Here is a 14,082-nt window from a genome sequence, read left to right as displayed (position 1 = left end):
TTTTTGAGATGGAGGATGACCGGCCCGGCGCCCGGCAAGTATCTAAATTCTGAACTACCGCTATTCAGCGCAGAATGACCACGGCCTCTTCGCGTGTCTTACCGCGATATTTCCAGATGCGGCGAAGGCAGCATGTGAGACGGCCTCAGGCCTTGCGCTTGGTCACTCTCGCATTTCGAGGGTTGCCCGCGAGCCATTCCCTGGAAGCGGTGAATTCTGCTTCCAGGAATCGCCTGACTTCACGAGTCAATTTTCTCAGGTCGCTCTCGCGCCGGCGCAGCAGCCATACGTTCATCGTAACTGTCTCTTGCGGCAAGACCTGAACCAGTCCCTCGGCTTGCGCGAATGGTACAGCAAGAAGCGCAAGCCCGAGACCGCAACCGGCGGCGGCGAAATGGTTGGCAATTGGGTTGACCCGAACAACGCTGCGGATGCCCGCCGCTTCCGAGAAATACTCCAACAAATCCCTCTGATTGGGCCGAACGTTGCGGAAGGAGACAAAATCGGCAGTATGGCCGATGATGTCGTGATCCCTCAGCTCTGACAATGACCGAGGCGCGGGGCGTCCGGCAAGGTACCGCTCGGAGGCAAAAATCCCCATCGGCACGTCCGCGACCCGCTTTCCAATGAGATCGTTCTCGCCGGGATCTCCCATCCTGATGACGTAGTCCAGATCGCTCGTTGCCAAGCTCTGCTGGTTCACCGTGGAGATGATTTCCAGGTAGATTCGACTATCGCGCCGTCGCAGCTCCGCAACCCGCGGGAGAAGCCAGTGCTTGGTCATGCCTTCGGTCGCCGATATCCTGACCACTGACGATCGTTGCCCGACGCGCGAACGCAGATCGCGATGAAACGACTCGAATGCGAGCATCATATCGCCGGCCGAGCGTTGCAGGTCCTCGCCTTCCCGCGTCAGCTTCACCCCGGACGAGGCGCGAAAGAACAGGGGAGCGGCCACGTAGCGCTCCAGCTCCTTCAGACGCCTGCTCAATGTCGGTTGGCTCATTCCCAGTTCGTGTGCGGCACGGTTGACGCTTCCAGTTCTCGCCACCACGGAAAACAAGCGAAACAAATCCCAGCTTGCCTCGGTCATGCTCTCGTCCTTTGCGCAAGCGCTTTTGGTTCCTGATCGCCGAGTGCGAACGACGTCGCAGGACCCGGAAACACAAGCGAAAAAGCCATCAAAGCCTGGCCGCTATTCAATATTGCGTTCCCCGTTCAACAAACTCGACATGGCCTTCCTCGCAGTTTGGGGAAATATGCCAAACGGTCGAAACAACGGACACAGCGATGGCACAGATTAAGCTCGAGGCGATCAGGGATTTCGTGGGCCAGAATCTCGGAACATCCGACTGGGTCACCATCGACCAGCCCATGATCGACCAGTTCGCGGCCTGTACTGGGGACAGGCAGTGGATCCACGTGGATGCGGACCGCGCGAGCAAGGAAAGTCCTGTAGGCGGCACCATTGCCCACGGCTTCCTGAGCCTGTCATTGATTGCGCCACTTGGCATGGACCTGGGGCTCGCTCCGGTCGACGCATCTGCCGTCTTCAACTATGGTCTGGACAAAGTCAGGTTCCTGACACCCGTAAGATCGGGTAACCGCGTTCGCCTTCAGCTTTCCATGACAAGTGTCGAACCGAAGGACAACGGGCGTATGCTGATCAAGGGCAACGCGGTACTTGAGATCGATAATAGTCAAACGCCGGCTCTGGTCGCCGAGACGCTGACGCTGGTGGTCCCTTAGCCCTCCACCGCCGCGAACGGTGTCACTACAAAACCGCAGGCCGCCAGACCAAGACGTTCAGGAAGACGATAGCACCGAAGTCAGACCACCATCGACGGCAAGGATCTGTCCGGTAATGTGCTTGCCGGCGTCGCTGGCGAACAGAACCGCGGCACCTTTCAGATCGTCCTCATCACCGATGCGGCGCAGCGGCGCGCCAGCGGCGAGCTTTTCGACCCCGACCGCTTCGATCGTTCCCTTTGTCATCTTCGATGGGAAAAAGCCAGGCGCCAGAGCATTGGCCGTAATTCCGTAACGCCCCCAGCTCCCCGCCAACGCCCGCGTGAAGTTGACGACAGCGCCTTTGCTTGTGTTGTAGGCGACCGTCTGCATATCCCCGGAACTTCCGAACAGGCCCGCGATCGAAGCAAGGTTGACGATGCGGCCATATTTGTTCGGTATCATCGAACCCTTGGCGATCTGTTGGCTGAGCAGGAACAGCGAGCGGATGTTCAAGTTCATCACCTTGTCCCAGGCTTCGATCGGGTGATCTTCCGTCGGCGCGCCCCAGGTGGCGCCCGCGTTGTTCACCAGAATGTCCACCCGTCCGAGCTTCTTGATCGTTTCGTCGGCGAGGCGCTTGACGTCTTCGTCCCTGGAATTATCCGCTGCGATCCATTCCGCCTTGATGCCGAGCCCGGCAAGGTGCGCCTGGGCCTTTTCCAGGTCTGGCGCCTTGCGAGAGGAGATCACGATCCGTGCTCCTTGCTCACCCAGCGCCTCGGCGATCTGCAACCCAAGGCCACGGGAGCCTCCCGTAACAAGAGCATTCCTGCCGGTGAGATCGAATGCCTTCTTGATGCTTCCCATGGTCAAATCCTCTGGTCCGGAGCGAAGTTCTACCAAGCGGTCGTGGGATCTCTATTTCCCGCGGAATACTGCCGAGCGGCGCTCCACGAATGACTGGATGCCTTCTTTCATGTCTTCGCTGCTGAAGACGCGATCCTTGATCTTGGGAATGTAATCGATCGCGGCTCTCTCGCCGGCCTCGATGTATTTCAACGCGGCCTCCTTCGTCACCTGAATGCCGATCGGCGCGTTCTTGGCGATCAGATTCGCAATCTCCATCGCGCGCGCAATCTGCTGGCCGGGAGCGACGACTTCCTGAACAAACCCGATCTTGTAAGCCCGCGCGGCATCGAACTCGTCGCATAGGAACAGGTGATACATCGCGTCTCCCCAGCCCGCCCGTGTCAGATATCGGAAATGGGCACCACCAAGAGGCGCGATCCCGCGCTTGGATTCCATCTGACAGAACCGTGCGTCGTCGGCCGCCACGACGATGTCGCCAGCGAGCATCATTTCGATGCCAATCGTGAAGCAGATCCCCTGCACTGCCGTCACGATCGGCTTGCGACACCGGCTCTTCAACGCGAACGCATCGATGTTGTCGGGCTTGATCTCGGTATTCTCGGCCTTGGGTCCGAAGAATTTCGGCATATCCAGCCCGGCCGTGAAATCCGGGCCCTCGGCGCAAAGTACCCCGACCCAGTAGTCGTCGGTGCGGTCGAGAAGCGTCATCGCATCCGACATCTGCGCCATCATCTGCGGACTGAACGAATTCTTCTTCGCAACGTTGTCGATGATGATCTTGAACACATGCCCGTGCACCTCGGTGCGGATTTGGCCGACCTGGGTTTTCGTGTCGTTCATTGCCAGTCTCCGAATTGCTTCCAGGCGACTGCGCAAGGACACGCAGGCTCCTCCCGTCGTCGACTGCCGCGCAGCCGATCATTCGTTGCCAGCCAGCTTGGACCGATCGCCGCAGCACCGGCTACCCAACATTTTCGATAGCCGTTATTCATTAGCGACGAACCCTGCCCCGACACCCTTCATCGCTCGGATTAGCTCAGCGCTGCGAATGCAGTTCGTTCGAAAGCCATCAATTCCTCTGTCCGGCCGTCGCGTATCTTCAGTAGCCACTGCGGATCCTGAAGCAGCGCCCGACCCACCGCGACAAGATCGAACTCCTCGCGATCGAGGCGGCGGATTAACTCGTCGAGGGACGCCGGACGCGAGCTTTCTCCGCTGTATGCAGCGATGAATTCGCCGGTCAGACCGACTGACCCGACCGAAATCGTCGGTACACCCGTGACCTTCTTCGCCCATCCGGCGAAGTTCAAGTCGGAACCATCGAACTCCGGCTCCCAGAAGCGCCGTTGCGAGCAATGCAGAACATCTACTCCGGCGTCGACCAGAGGTTTGAGCCAGGCTTCCAACGCGCGAGGCGTCTCGGCCAGCTTCACTTCATAGTCCTGCTGCTTCCACTGGCTGATGCGGAGCAGTATCGGAAAGTCCGGTCCGACCGATCTGCGAACCGCGTGGATGATATTAGCGGCAAACCGCGCCCGACCCGGCAGGTCCTTGCCACCATAAGCATCCTCGCGGCGATTGGTGCCCGCCCAGAAGAATTGATCGATCAGATAGCCGTGCGCGCCATGCAATTCGACGGCGTCGAATCCCAGGCGCTTCGCCGCAAGCGCTGCATCGGCGAAGGCGCGAATGGCGTCGGCGATGTCCGCTTCGCTCATCGGCTCGCCAAATTTCTTCTCCGGTCGCGACAGACCGGACGGACTGTCGTAAGCACCCGGAGGAGACCAATCCTGGGCGCGGGTGCGAACGGCTCCGACGTGCCATAGCTGCGGTGCCATCAGGCCACCGGCGGCATGCACCTCGTCGACCACACGCCGCCACCCCGCCAACTCCTTCTCACCGTGAAAACGGGGAACATTCGGATCGTTCAGGGATGCCGGACGATCCACGCCCGTGCCCTCCGAGATAATGAGGCCGACCGCTCCTTCGGCACGCCGACGGTAATACTGCGCGACGTCGCCGGTCGGGATTCCGCCCGGAGAGAATGAGCGCGTCATCGGCGCCATCACGACCCGGTTCGGCAAGGTCAGCCCTTTCAGCTTGAAAGGCCGGAAAAGAACGTCGCTGGACATCCGTGCTCCATGATTCAGTTGATCGCGTGGCTCAAATCACCTGCGCAGCGTGTTCAGACGATACAATTCATTTCCCGTCGGCGCTGAGTACACTACCAAATTGCTCCCACGTGGTCCCATTCCAGCGCTGCAGCTGCAGCTGCGTATACGCCATACTGCTTTCGGGGCCCGTGTTGATGATGACACCTGGTATAACAGTGGGAAGCGACAACCCGCGGATGCTGCGCGATTGCCTGACGATATTCTCCCGCGAGAGATCGTTGCCACATTGCTTGAGTACCTGCTCCAGGATCTGTCCCTGCTGGGTCCCGAACAGATAATTGTTGTCTCCGATATCTGCGCCCGGCAGGTATTTGGCAAAGAACTCGCGGTACCATTTGATGCCGGGATCGTCGGCCCACTTCTTATCATTCGGATCCTTCGTGATTGTCGCGGCGACTATGCCTACGGCCTTTTCCGGTCCTGCGGGGACGATGGTCGAAGACACCGAGCTCGAAACAAAGTTGATCAGGAACAGCGGCTTCCAAGCTATCTCATCGGCCTTCTTGATGGCCTGCGCTGCGAATTTTGGCGTGCCGGCCACCAAAAACGCCGATGCGCCAGACGATTTCAGCGAAACGACATGGGAATCAATGGTCGGCTCCGTCACTTCGTAGGACGACGCGACGACTTTCTTGTCGAAATCGTCCTTCAAATAGCCCTTGAATGCATTGACGAAGTCCTTACCCAGATCGTCGTTCTGATACAGGATGGCAATCTTCGCGTCCGGCCGGGTCTGGGTGATGTATTTCGCGTAGATTCGTCCCTCGGTGTCGTAGCTCGGCAATCCCGTCGTGGTCATGGGGAATTCAGCGAAGTTCGTGAATTTTGTGACTCCGCTCACAACAAACAGATGCGGGACTTTCTTCGCGTTGACGTACTTGATAGTAGCGCTGATGCCGGGCGTCCCCAGCGGGCCGAACAGGAACGCCACCTCGTCACTTTCCACGAGTTTCCTGGTCTGCTCCACCGTCTTGGGGGGACTGTAGGCATCGTCGTAGGTGACGAGGTTTATCTTCCGCCCGTTGATGCCGCCGCGCTCGTTGATCGAATTGACGTAGGCGATCATGCCCTTTCCGGTATTGCTGAGCGGCGAAGCGGGGCCGCTGAAAGGGAACGTCGCTCCTATCTTTATCTCGGATTCAGTGACGCCCGGCGTCTGCGCATGCGCCCCGGCTATGGATGCCGCGAGCGCGGCTACAATCATGACGCTTCTCAACATTGTCATCTCCCTTCGGCGACAAGTCCGTCGCTCACGTTCTTTCTTAAACCGGCATATTGCCGTTCAAATCATCCTGACGCCCGTCAGCCAGCGGCGGCCGCACGCGACGCCTTCGGGGCGGCCTGTTCGTTCGCCATCTCTCGCAGCTTGTGTTTCAGTATCTTGCCGGTGGAGGCCGAGGGCAGAGCGTCGAGCACGATCAATTCGGTTGGACGCTTGTAGGACGTGAGCAATTGGGCCGTATACGCCTTTAGGTCTTCCGCGCTGATGCTCGCACCGGGGAGAAGCTGAACGAACGCGACGACCTCCTCGTTGCCCTCGACCTTTCGTCCGACGACGGCCGACTGAACGACCTGGTCGTGCGCGTTCAGGACCGCTTCCACCTCGGCGGGATAAACGTTGAAGCCGGAGCGGATGATGAGCTCCTTGGTGCGGCCGGCAATGTAGAGATGCCCCTTGCCGTTCACCCGCGCGAGATCTCCCGTGTTGAACCATCCCTGCTCATCGATCGCCGCCGCTGTCAGGTCGGGCGCACGATAGTAGCCGAGCATGATGTTCGGACCTCGTACGTGCAATTCGCCCACCTCACCGGTCGCCACCTTTTTTCCTTGTCCGTCCACGATCCGGTGCTCGACGCCGGGAAGAAAAGGGCCGACCGACTCGTCCGAGGCAGGCTGTTCCGAACGGACACCCGACAGGCCGGGCGAACATTCGGTTATGCCGTAGTTGTTCAACAGCGGGATTCCAAACTCGTCCTCGATCCGCTTCTTGAGATCGAGGTCTAGCGGAGCGCCAGCCACCGCCATGATCCGCAGGCTGCCCCGCTCGAGCCGTTGGATGCCCTTGACCGCCTTGTGCTCAAGCAGCCGCTGATATGTGGCAGGCACGCCGAATAGGCTCGTAATCCCTTGCTCGGCGATGGCATGAGCCAGCGCAGCGGGATCGGCCTTGGCCACGACGTGCAACGTGCCGCCGTGCATCAGCGTCGAAATCAGTAGGATCGCATACCCGACGATGTGCGACATCGGCAGCACGCCGTAAATGCGGTCGCCTGGACTGCTTCGTCGAAGGATTCCCGACGTCCTTGCGGTGAAGAGCAGATTGCGGTGGCTCAGCATGACGCCCTTCGGCGCACCGGTCGTGCCCGAGGTGTATAAAAGGCCTGCGACCTGGCGGGCGCCATCCTTCTCGACGGGCTCTGCTTTCGCATCCGCATTGAGAGGACCGACACCGATTCCACCAAATGGTCCGACGGCGCCGATTTTCGCTCCGACGCGAGTGGCATGATCGGCCGCTTCCTTCGACAGAGCCGAGTTGAACAGAACGCGTCTGGCGCCGCTGTGCGTCCCAATCAGGTCGATCTCTCGGGGCGAAAGGCGGGGATTGACCGGAATACCCCAGGCATCGAGCTTGCTCGCTGCGAAGAGCATCACGCCGAGGGCCACGCTGTTCTCACTGGCAATCATCACGCGATCACCGGGCCTGATGCCCAACCCGGCGAGATTCTTTGCAGCAGCGTCGACAGCATCCGAGAACTGCCGGTAGCTCCAGGAACGCCCGCCTTCCACGAAGGCCGGATGATCCGGAATATCCCGCACGAACGGCGCGTAAACCTCGTGCACTCTGGACGGCAGGCCGTCCAGCAGTTCGGCTGCGGTAAGCTCGTCCACGCTCCTCATGCCATCCTCCCTCGCGCCTTGTTTTCGGCAGCGTGCGCGGCCTCCTTCAACCGGGAGGTCCGCACCCTTCATTCATATCGGCCCGCGGAGTAAACCGTTCTAAAATAGAACTGTCAAGACGAGCAGACGTCAATGTGCCAGAGAATGGCGGAATTCTTGGTGCAGAAATCGAATTCCAATTTAGAATTGGCGATCTCCGCGCACTTGTTCGGAGGGATCAGCTGAGCGTAATTACCATTTCTCGACCCACGGCCGCAGCACGACTTCAAAAGCCCAGGTCGACCGATGCTGGCGGTGCAGCTGCAGATAGGTTTCCGCAATATGGACAGGGTCGGCCATGTTGTCTTCCACGGTCGTCCCCGCCAGACGGTGCGCGCGGGTCCCGTCTTCCTGAGTCCAACCGATCGCGGCATCGATCGGCACATTCGCCACATGGATTCCCTGCGGCATCAATTCTCTCGCCATGCTTTGCGCGAGTCCGGATTTGGCATGGCACGCCATCGCAAATGCACCACTCGATGGAAAACCCTTGAGCGCCGCGCTGGCGTTCGTAAAGATTAACGTTCCTCTCGTACCATTGACGTCGGGTTCGTTTCCGAGCATGAGCCGAGCTGCCTGTTGACCTACCAGAAACGCGCTGAATGCCGAGTTTCGGAATGTTTCGAGCGCCATTATCGGGTCGGCTTCGAGAATGTCCTTGCGGAAAATGCCGGGAACGCGGCCATCGATGTTATGCACGACAAGCCTCGGCGCTCCGATCTCTCGAGCGACATTCGCGAACAGCTGTGCCACGGCCTCCGGTTCGCTTGCATCGCAGGCGTAGCGACGTACGCCGTGCACCTTTTCGAGAGTCTCAAGGACGGCTTTTTCCGGATTCCTGGCTGCGACGGCGACACGCATTCCGTTTTCCGCGAACAGCCTGGCGCAACTCGAACTGATGCCCGGGCCACCGCCGACAATAAGTGCGACGTCCTGCTGGAAAGGCTGTGTATCGCGGTTGGATTCAGTCATGTCGTTTCCTCATGCACTTGGTGCCGGCCGGCGTATGGCGTCGCAACGCAGGCGGCACCGTTACGGAACTATTGTTTCACCGCGATCACGACCTTGCCCTTTGCGCGCCCGGTCTCGACATAGGCGAGCGCGTCGCCGGTTTTTTCGAACGGGAAAACCTTGTCCACGACCGGACGGATCACGCCGGATTCGATCAGGGACGTGATTTCGCGTAGCTGCTGTCCCTGCGCTCGCATGAACAGGAATGAGAAGCGCACACCAAGTTTTCTGGCTTTCTTCCGCACACCATGGCTCAGCAAACGCAGCACCAGTTTCAGGAAGATGTTCATCCCCTGCTCCCTCGCGAATTCGGGGTCGGGCGGCCCGGAGATTGAGATGAGCAGGCCGCCCGGCTTGAGCACGCGCAGAGATTTTTCAAGCGTCTTGGCGTCCTGGCTGTGCAGGACCAGATCGTAGCCCGACAAGACTTTCTCGAAATCCTGGGTCTTGTAGTCGATGACCAAGTCCGCGCCGAGGCTCTTGACCAGCTCGACATTCTTCGCGCTCGTCGTCGTCGCGACGACCGCACCGAGATGCTTGGCGAGTTGGATCGCGAAACTCCCCACCCCGCCGGAGCCCGCCTGGATGAAGACCTTCTGGCCGGGCCTCAGCTGGCCCACCTCGACTAGCGCCTGCCAGGCGGTCAGCCCCACCAGCGGGATGGAAGCGGCCTCTTCCATGCTGATGTTCGAGGGCTTCGGCGCCACGTCGGCTTCGTTCATGGCAATGAATTCGGCGAATGTTCCGATCCGATGATCGCGCGGCCGCGCATAGACCTCGTCGCCTGCCTTGAATCGCCTGACATTGCGGCCAACCCTGACGACCGTCCCGGCAACATCGTGGCCCAGAATGAAGGGCGGACGATACGGCAGGATGAGCTTGAATTCTCCATTCCTGAGCTTGGAGTCCAGGACGTTCACAGCAGTTGCGCGAACCCGAACCAGGACATCATCGTCCCGCAACTCCGGTTCTGGCATGGTTGCCGAGCGCAGAGCCCCTTTCTTCTTATATTTGTCGACGACGAATGCCTTCATGATGTCATCTCCAATTTGAAAATATGGTCGCGGCGTCAGGCGTCGAGGAACGACAGCGCCTTCGGCACGAAATCGGCGTGGTACTGGAAAATCCCGCCGTGCCCGGCATCTTCGTAGATGACCAGTTGGGCGCCCGGAACACGCCGTGCCATGTCGGTGCTGTTTGCGGTCGGCACCATGATGTCGTTATCGCCATTCGCGATCAGGACCGGGATGCGGAGGCTGCCGAGATCCTGAGGCGCCTGCTGGCCCCAGCTCTTGATCGCCTTGAGCTGCCGCAACAAGGCCACTGGCGTGGCTCCTTTGTCCCGATTTGACTTACGCTCCTTCAGCCTTTCCAGAAAGGCCTTTGCGGCCCGGCGGCCATTGGCTGTGGAGGTGAAGAACAGATAGAATTTCGGGTCTCGCAAAGTCAGCAAGCCCTTGATCATCAGCGGCCAGGACACCGGCCCGACCTTCTCGATACCTTTGCCGCCTGCCGGGCCCGTGCCGGTCAGAATCAGCTTTCGCACGAGACCAGGGGCCTTCAGTGCGATATCCTGGGCTACGAAGCCGCCGAGGGAAAAGCCGAGCAGATCGACTTTTTCAAAACCCAGCGCGGCGATCAGAGCAATCGTATCTTCTGCCATTTCGCCAACGCTAACAGGCGCTTTCCCGCCTGAAGCGCCGATGCCGCGGAAGTCGATCGCGATCACGCGATGCCTGGTGGCGAGCCCGTCGACGATCGGTGGATCGAAATTGTCGAGAACCGCGCCCCAATGGTTGAGAAGGATCAATGGCACGCCAGTGCGTGGACCGATATCGCGATAGGCAAAAGTTGTTCCTGCAGCACTGATCGAAAGATTCGGCGCATCGACATAGCGCACGACCGATCCTGGGTGGCTGACATAAGTTGACATCACTTACTCCATAGTTCGGCTGACACCGGAATCCCTGAGATCAGAGGGATATCGGATGACGCGGTTCTTCCTGTGCGCACGAAGAGGTGCACGTGTTGATAGGCCGCTATGTTGGCCTTGGCCCGACGCCAGCCCAATGCTGGCGGAAGCACCCGGCATCAGCGCAATTCCGCGTCCTCGGCTCCGGTCTTCCCAATTTGGTGTGGAACACCGACGAATGATCTGTTACTATCAATTTAGTATCAAGTCACTACTAAAATGAGACTTACATGAAAAAACCTTCGGCCCAGCCTTGCCTGATCGCCCGAAGCCTGGCGCTGGTCGGAGACGCATGGAGCATGCTGATCATGCGCGACGCCCATGCGGGACTGACCCGCTTCGACGATTTTCGCAGGAGTCTCGGTATCGCGCCGACGATGCTGACGGGGCGCCTTTCGGCGCTGGTTGACGAGGGAGTGCTGGAGAAGCGCCGTTATTCAGACCGTCCGCCACGGGACGAATATGTGCTGACGGAAGCCGGGCGCGACTTCTTGCCGGTCCTATTCGCGATTGGTGCGTGGGGACGCAAGCATCGCAGCGGAGGCAAGGTGACCCGGTTCTTTGATGCCGAAAACGGAACGGAGATCGATCCCCTCACCATCGACCGCGCGACCGGCGCTCCGATCGGAACGCGTCCCATTCGTATCGCCGCAGTCGAATGAGCAATTAGAGCGTTTCATTGCTTAATTGAATCGGAGGGGATTCCGGTTTCTGGCGGTTTGTGATTCAAGATGCTGACTGGATTGGAGGCCAGCATCGCATGACCCGACCTCTTTCCCTGGATCTTCGCGAGCGAGTGGTGGCGTCGGTTTTGGCAGGCGAGAGCTGCCGGTCTATGGCAGAACGGTTTGGCGTTGCGGTCTCGTCAGTTGTGAAGTGGTCACAGCGGCAGCGGGCGACCGGCTCGGTTGTGCCTGGCAAGATGGGCGGACACCGCAAGCCTGTACTTGATCCGCACCGCGCCTTCATCGTCGAGCGAATCACTCAGACGCCCCACCTGACGTTACATGGCCTGAAGGCGGAACTGGCGGCCCGTGGGGTCAAGGTCTCGCACAACGCGGTCTGGCTGTTCCTGCGCCGGGAAGGGCTGCGGTTCAAAAAAACACTGTTCGCTCTTGAGCAGGCTCGGGCCGACGTCTCTCGTAGGCGTCAGCGTTGGCAATCCTGGCAGGCCGGGCTCGATCCGGGCCGGCTCGTCTTCATCGATGAGACCTGGATCAAAACCAATATGGCCCCTTTGCGGGGCTGGGGGTGCCAAAGGGGCACGCCTGCGTGGCTTCGCACCGCACGGTTACTGGCGTACCCTCACGTTCCTCGGCGCGCTCCGCCACGACCAACTCACGGCACCCTGCGTCTTCGACGGGCCGATCAACGGCGAATGCTTCCGCGCCTATGTTGAGCACCTTCTCCTGCCAACCCTGCGCGAGGGCGATATCGTCATTCTCGACAATCTTGGAAGCGACAAGTCGAAAGCTGTCAGGCAGATGATCCAGGCCGCTGGCGCCAGGCTCTGGTACCTGCCGCCATACTCCCCCGACCTCAACCCGATCGAACAGGCCTTCGCCAAGATCAAGCATTGGATGCGGCAAGCTCAGAAGCGCACCATCGAGGACACTTGGCGACACATCGGTCACCTCGTCCACGACATCCAGCCTCGTGAATGCGCCAACTACTTCGCTAACGCCGGTTATGCTTCAGTCAAAAAGTGAAACGCTCTAGCTTGGCAGCTCCAGCTTGTGCGGTTGCGGGTACGGCCCGCTAGGCCTTCGAAGTCATGACCTGAAAGAGTTTTACCTGTAAGTCGGCGGACGCTTCTCAATAAAAGCCCGGACAGCTTCGGCGTGCTGCGCAGTGCCCGCCGCGAGGACCATCCTCTCGGCCTCTTGATCTAGTGACGTCAAGAAGTCGGCCGACAGCGCAAGGTCGAGATTATCCTTCATGGAGGCATAGGCGCTCGCCGGGCCATTCGCCAATGCTCTCGCCATTTCGAATGCTTCGCTTTGCAGTTCGGAATCAGACACCACGCGATTGATAAGGCCCAATGCTTCGCAGCGCCGTGCACTGATCCGTTCAGACAGAAACATCAGTTCGCGAGCACGTGCCGTCCCGGCAAGCCGGGTCAACAACCACGAAATGCCGTAATCGCCGGTGAGCGCAATCCTGGCATAGCCTGTCGTCATGATCGTGGATTCGGCCGCGATACGAAGGTCGCAAGCGAGTGCGATCGCAAGCCCGGCGCCAGCCGCCGGTCCCGGCAAAGCTGCGATGGTGGGCTTCCGCACCGAAACAAGTACGCCGGTCAGGGTTCGCTGACGTTCCCGCAATCGCGCAACCTTGTCGCTGAATGACATCGCCGGCGCGGCAGCGTTGCCGCCCATTCCCTTAACATCGCCGCCCGAACAGAAGGCAGTGCCTGCACCGGTAATCAGGAGGGCTCCGACCTCAGGATCATCTCCATTCTGTTTGATCATCCGGCGCAACGCCGGCGTAAGATGATCGGACAACGAATTTCGGGCTCCGGGCCGGTTCAAGGTAATCACCGCGACGCGATCCCGGATCGCGCACAGCAGTTCGTCCGTCCCCGCATCAACCGCGATGGATCCATCAGTCATGTTCCTGACCTTTCAAGTCCCGCGGAGAGCTCTCCAAAGTGACCCAGCGCGCCGTGCCCGTGTTCGAGCGTTACCAATTTTCGTTGAATGGCCGCAGTTCCGTGAGAAACGACCAGGCCGAGCGATCCTGACCGTAGAGATGCAATAATTCGTCGGCGATCGCCGCCGGCTTGATGAAGAACTCATCCGGTTTGTCGCTCATCCGCGCGCGCATCCGGGGCGTATCGATAACGGCGTCGATGAGAACGTAGGAGACGTGGACGCCGAGAGGTCCTACTTCACGTGCGATCGACTCGGCCAGAATGCGCTGCGCCGCCTTCGTCGGCGCGAAGCCGGCGAAATTGGCTTTGCCTCGGATCGAAGAGGTGTTGCCGGTCACCAGGATTGCGCCCTTGCCCCGAGCGATCATGTCAGGCGCCACTTCTCGCGACAGGTACAACAGACCCATCACGTTGACTTCGAAGTTGCCCTTCAGCATCTTCGGATCGATCTCGCGAAAACTCCCCCAACCCCCTCCGACCGCGTTGTGGATGAGAATGTCCGCCGCGCCAAAGCGGCGCTTTACGTCAGCGACTGCGGTCCGCACCTGAGCCTCCTCGGAGACGTCGCAGGTCACCGCGTGCACGTCCGGAAGCTCTTGCGCAAGTCGATTGGTGAGCTCCGCTGAGCGGGCAAGCGCGATGATACGAAACCCGCCAGCAGAGAAGCGCTTGACGATGGCAGCTCCCGTGCCTGGCCCTACTCCGGTCACGATTGCGATTGGTTTCTCGGTCAT

Annotated in this window: 14 protein-coding genes; 3 read left to right on the top strand and 11 right to left on the bottom strand. The window is 59.8% G+C overall.

The annotated features are described in order from the left end of the window. Nucleotides 1–145 precede the first annotated feature (145 nt). Nucleotides 146–1,093, bottom strand: a complete 948-nt coding sequence (locus IVA74_RS21735; RefSeq protein WP_247341829.1) for a LysR family transcriptional regulator — start codon at nucleotides 1,091–1,093, stop codon at nucleotides 146–148. A 197-nt stretch (nucleotides 1,094–1,290) separates the two neighbouring features. Between IVA74_RS21735 and IVA74_RS21730 the strand changes: the two genes are divergently transcribed. Further along, a complete protein-coding gene (locus IVA74_RS21730; protein ID WP_247347918.1) occupies nucleotides 1,291–1,749 on the top strand; it encodes a MaoC family dehydratase in 459 nt (152 codons plus the stop codon). A gap of 57 nt (nucleotides 1,750–1,806) precedes the next feature. Here IVA74_RS21730 and IVA74_RS21725 read toward each other — a convergent pair whose 3' ends face one another. The 8 genes from IVA74_RS21725 to IVA74_RS21690 all read right to left on the bottom strand — a co-directional run bounded on the left by IVA74_RS21725 (nucleotide 1,807) and on the right by IVA74_RS21690 (nucleotide 10,656). Next, the gene (locus IVA74_RS21725; RefSeq protein ID WP_247341823.1) at nucleotides 1,807–2,598 is read right to left on the bottom strand and encodes an SDR family oxidoreductase; all 792 of its coding nucleotides are present in this window, start codon (nucleotides 2,596–2,598) and stop codon (nucleotides 1,807–1,809) included. Between the two features lie 51 nt (nucleotides 2,599–2,649). Further along, nucleotides 2,650–3,441, bottom strand: coding sequence for a crotonase/enoyl-CoA hydratase family protein (locus tag IVA74_RS21720; protein ID WP_247341820.1), 792 nt, complete (start codon nucleotides 3,439–3,441; stop codon nucleotides 2,650–2,652). A 191-nt stretch (nucleotides 3,442–3,632) separates the two neighbouring features. Beyond that, complete coding sequence (locus tag IVA74_RS21715; protein WP_247347917.1) at nucleotides 3,633–4,733, bottom strand: NADH:flavin oxidoreductase; 1,101 nt, start codon at nucleotides 4,731–4,733, stop codon at nucleotides 3,633–3,635. A 67-nt stretch (nucleotides 4,734–4,800) separates the two neighbouring features. Next, nucleotides 4,801–5,994, bottom strand: a complete 1,194-nt coding sequence (locus IVA74_RS21710) for an ABC transporter substrate-binding protein (protein ID WP_247347916.1) — start codon at nucleotides 5,992–5,994, stop codon at nucleotides 4,801–4,803. 83 nt (nucleotides 5,995–6,077) lie between these two features. Further along, nucleotides 6,078–7,673, bottom strand: coding sequence for an AMP-binding protein (locus tag IVA74_RS21705; RefSeq protein WP_247347915.1), 1,596 nt, complete (start codon nucleotides 7,671–7,673; stop codon nucleotides 6,078–6,080). A gap of 231 nt (nucleotides 7,674–7,904) precedes the next feature. Next, nucleotides 7,905–8,684, bottom strand: a complete 780-nt coding sequence (locus IVA74_RS21700) for an SDR family oxidoreductase (protein WP_247347914.1) — start codon at nucleotides 8,682–8,684, stop codon at nucleotides 7,905–7,907. A 68-nt stretch (nucleotides 8,685–8,752) separates the two neighbouring features. After that, a complete protein-coding gene (locus tag IVA74_RS21695; RefSeq protein WP_247341806.1) occupies nucleotides 8,753–9,757 on the bottom strand; it encodes an NADP-dependent oxidoreductase in 1,005 nt (334 codons plus the stop codon). A 35-nt stretch (nucleotides 9,758–9,792) separates the two neighbouring features. After that, nucleotides 9,793–10,656 carry an alpha/beta hydrolase gene (locus IVA74_RS21690; RefSeq protein WP_247347913.1) on the bottom strand — a complete coding sequence of 288 codons (864 nt, stop codon included), beginning with the start codon at nucleotides 10,654–10,656 and terminating at the stop codon, nucleotides 9,793–9,795. A 269-nt stretch (nucleotides 10,657–10,925) separates the two neighbouring features. Here IVA74_RS21690 and IVA74_RS21685 point away from each other — a divergent pair, with 269 nt between their 5' ends. After that, on the top strand, nucleotides 10,926–11,357 hold the full coding sequence (locus tag IVA74_RS21685; protein WP_247341799.1) for a helix-turn-helix domain-containing protein: 432 nt from the start codon (nucleotides 10,926–10,928) through the stop codon (nucleotides 11,355–11,357). Nucleotides 11,358–11,455: 98 nt separating this feature from the next. After that, nucleotides 11,456–12,404, top strand: a protein-coding gene (locus IVA74_RS21680; RefSeq protein ID WP_247341796.1) for an IS630 family transposase whose coding sequence is annotated in 2 segments (ribosomal slippage) — nucleotides 11,456–11,944 and nucleotides 11,946–12,404 — 948 coding nt in all. Because the reading frame shifts where the segments join, the coding sequence is not laid out codon by codon here. Nucleotides 12,405–12,485: 81 nt separating this feature from the next. Here the strand turns inward: IVA74_RS21680 and IVA74_RS21675 are convergent. Further along, complete coding sequence (locus IVA74_RS21675; protein WP_247341793.1) at nucleotides 12,486–13,307, bottom strand: enoyl-CoA hydratase-related protein; 822 nt, start codon at nucleotides 13,305–13,307, stop codon at nucleotides 12,486–12,488. A 70-nt stretch (nucleotides 13,308–13,377) separates the two neighbouring features. Continuing rightward, nucleotides 13,378–14,082 (bottom strand): SDR family NAD(P)-dependent oxidoreductase, encoded by a 705-nt coding sequence (locus IVA74_RS21670; protein ID WP_247341791.1) that lies wholly within the window; start codon nucleotides 14,080–14,082, stop codon nucleotides 13,378–13,380.

Origin of the sequence: Bradyrhizobium sp. 132 (genome assembly GCF_023074185.1) — a bacterium.
Lineage (GTDB): Bacteria > Pseudomonadota > Alphaproteobacteria > Rhizobiales > Xanthobacteraceae > Bradyrhizobium.
Note: the sequence above shows the minus strand (reverse complement) of the source record. Positions and strands in the feature narration are given on the sequence as shown.

Bases quoted from the DNA above. Each gene is read 5' to 3' on its own strand.
- IVA74_RS21715 (WP_247347917.1), bottom strand. From the start codon at position 4,733: ATGTCCAGCGACGTTCTTTTCCGGCCTTTCAAGCTGAAAGGGCTGACC.
- IVA74_RS21725 (WP_247341823.1), bottom strand. From the start codon at position 2,598: ATGGGAAGCATCAAGAAGGCATTCGATCTCACCGGCAGGAATGCTCTT.
- IVA74_RS21685 (WP_247341799.1), top strand. From the start codon at position 10,926: ATGAAAAAACCTTCGGCCCAGCCTTGCCTGATCGCCCGAAGCCTGGCG.
- IVA74_RS21720 (WP_247341820.1), bottom strand. From the start codon at position 3,441: ATGAACGACACGAAAACCCAGGTCGGCCAAATCCGCACCGAGGTGCAC.
- IVA74_RS21695 (WP_247341806.1), bottom strand. From the start codon at position 9,757: ATGAAGGCATTCGTCGTCGACAAATATAAGAAGAAAGGGGCTCTGCGC.
- IVA74_RS21710 (WP_247347916.1), bottom strand. From the start codon at position 5,994: ATGTTGAGAAGCGTCATGATTGTAGCCGCGCTCGCGGCATCCATAGCC.
- IVA74_RS21730 (WP_247347918.1), top strand. From the start codon at position 1,291: ATGGCACAGATTAAGCTCGAGGCGATCAGGGATTTCGTGGGCCAGAAT.
- IVA74_RS21670 (WP_247341791.1), bottom strand. From the start codon at position 14,082: ATGACCGAGAAACCAATCGCAATCGTGACCGGAGTAGGGCCAGGCACG.
- IVA74_RS21690 (WP_247347913.1), bottom strand. From the start codon at position 10,656: ATGTCAACTTATGTCAGCCACCCAGGATCGGTCGTGCGCTATGTCGAT.
- IVA74_RS21705 (WP_247347915.1), bottom strand. From the start codon at position 7,673: ATGAGGAGCGTGGACGAGCTTACCGCAGCCGAACTGCTGGACGGCCTG.
- IVA74_RS21735 (WP_247341829.1), bottom strand. From the start codon at position 1,093: ATGACCGAGGCAAGCTGGGATTTGTTTCGCTTGTTTTCCGTGGTGGCG.
- IVA74_RS21675 (WP_247341793.1), bottom strand. From the start codon at position 13,307: ATGACTGATGGATCCATCGCGGTTGATGCGGGGACGGACGAACTGCTG.
- IVA74_RS21700 (WP_247347914.1), bottom strand. From the start codon at position 8,684: ATGACTGAATCCAACCGCGATACACAGCCTTTCCAGCAGGACGTCGCA.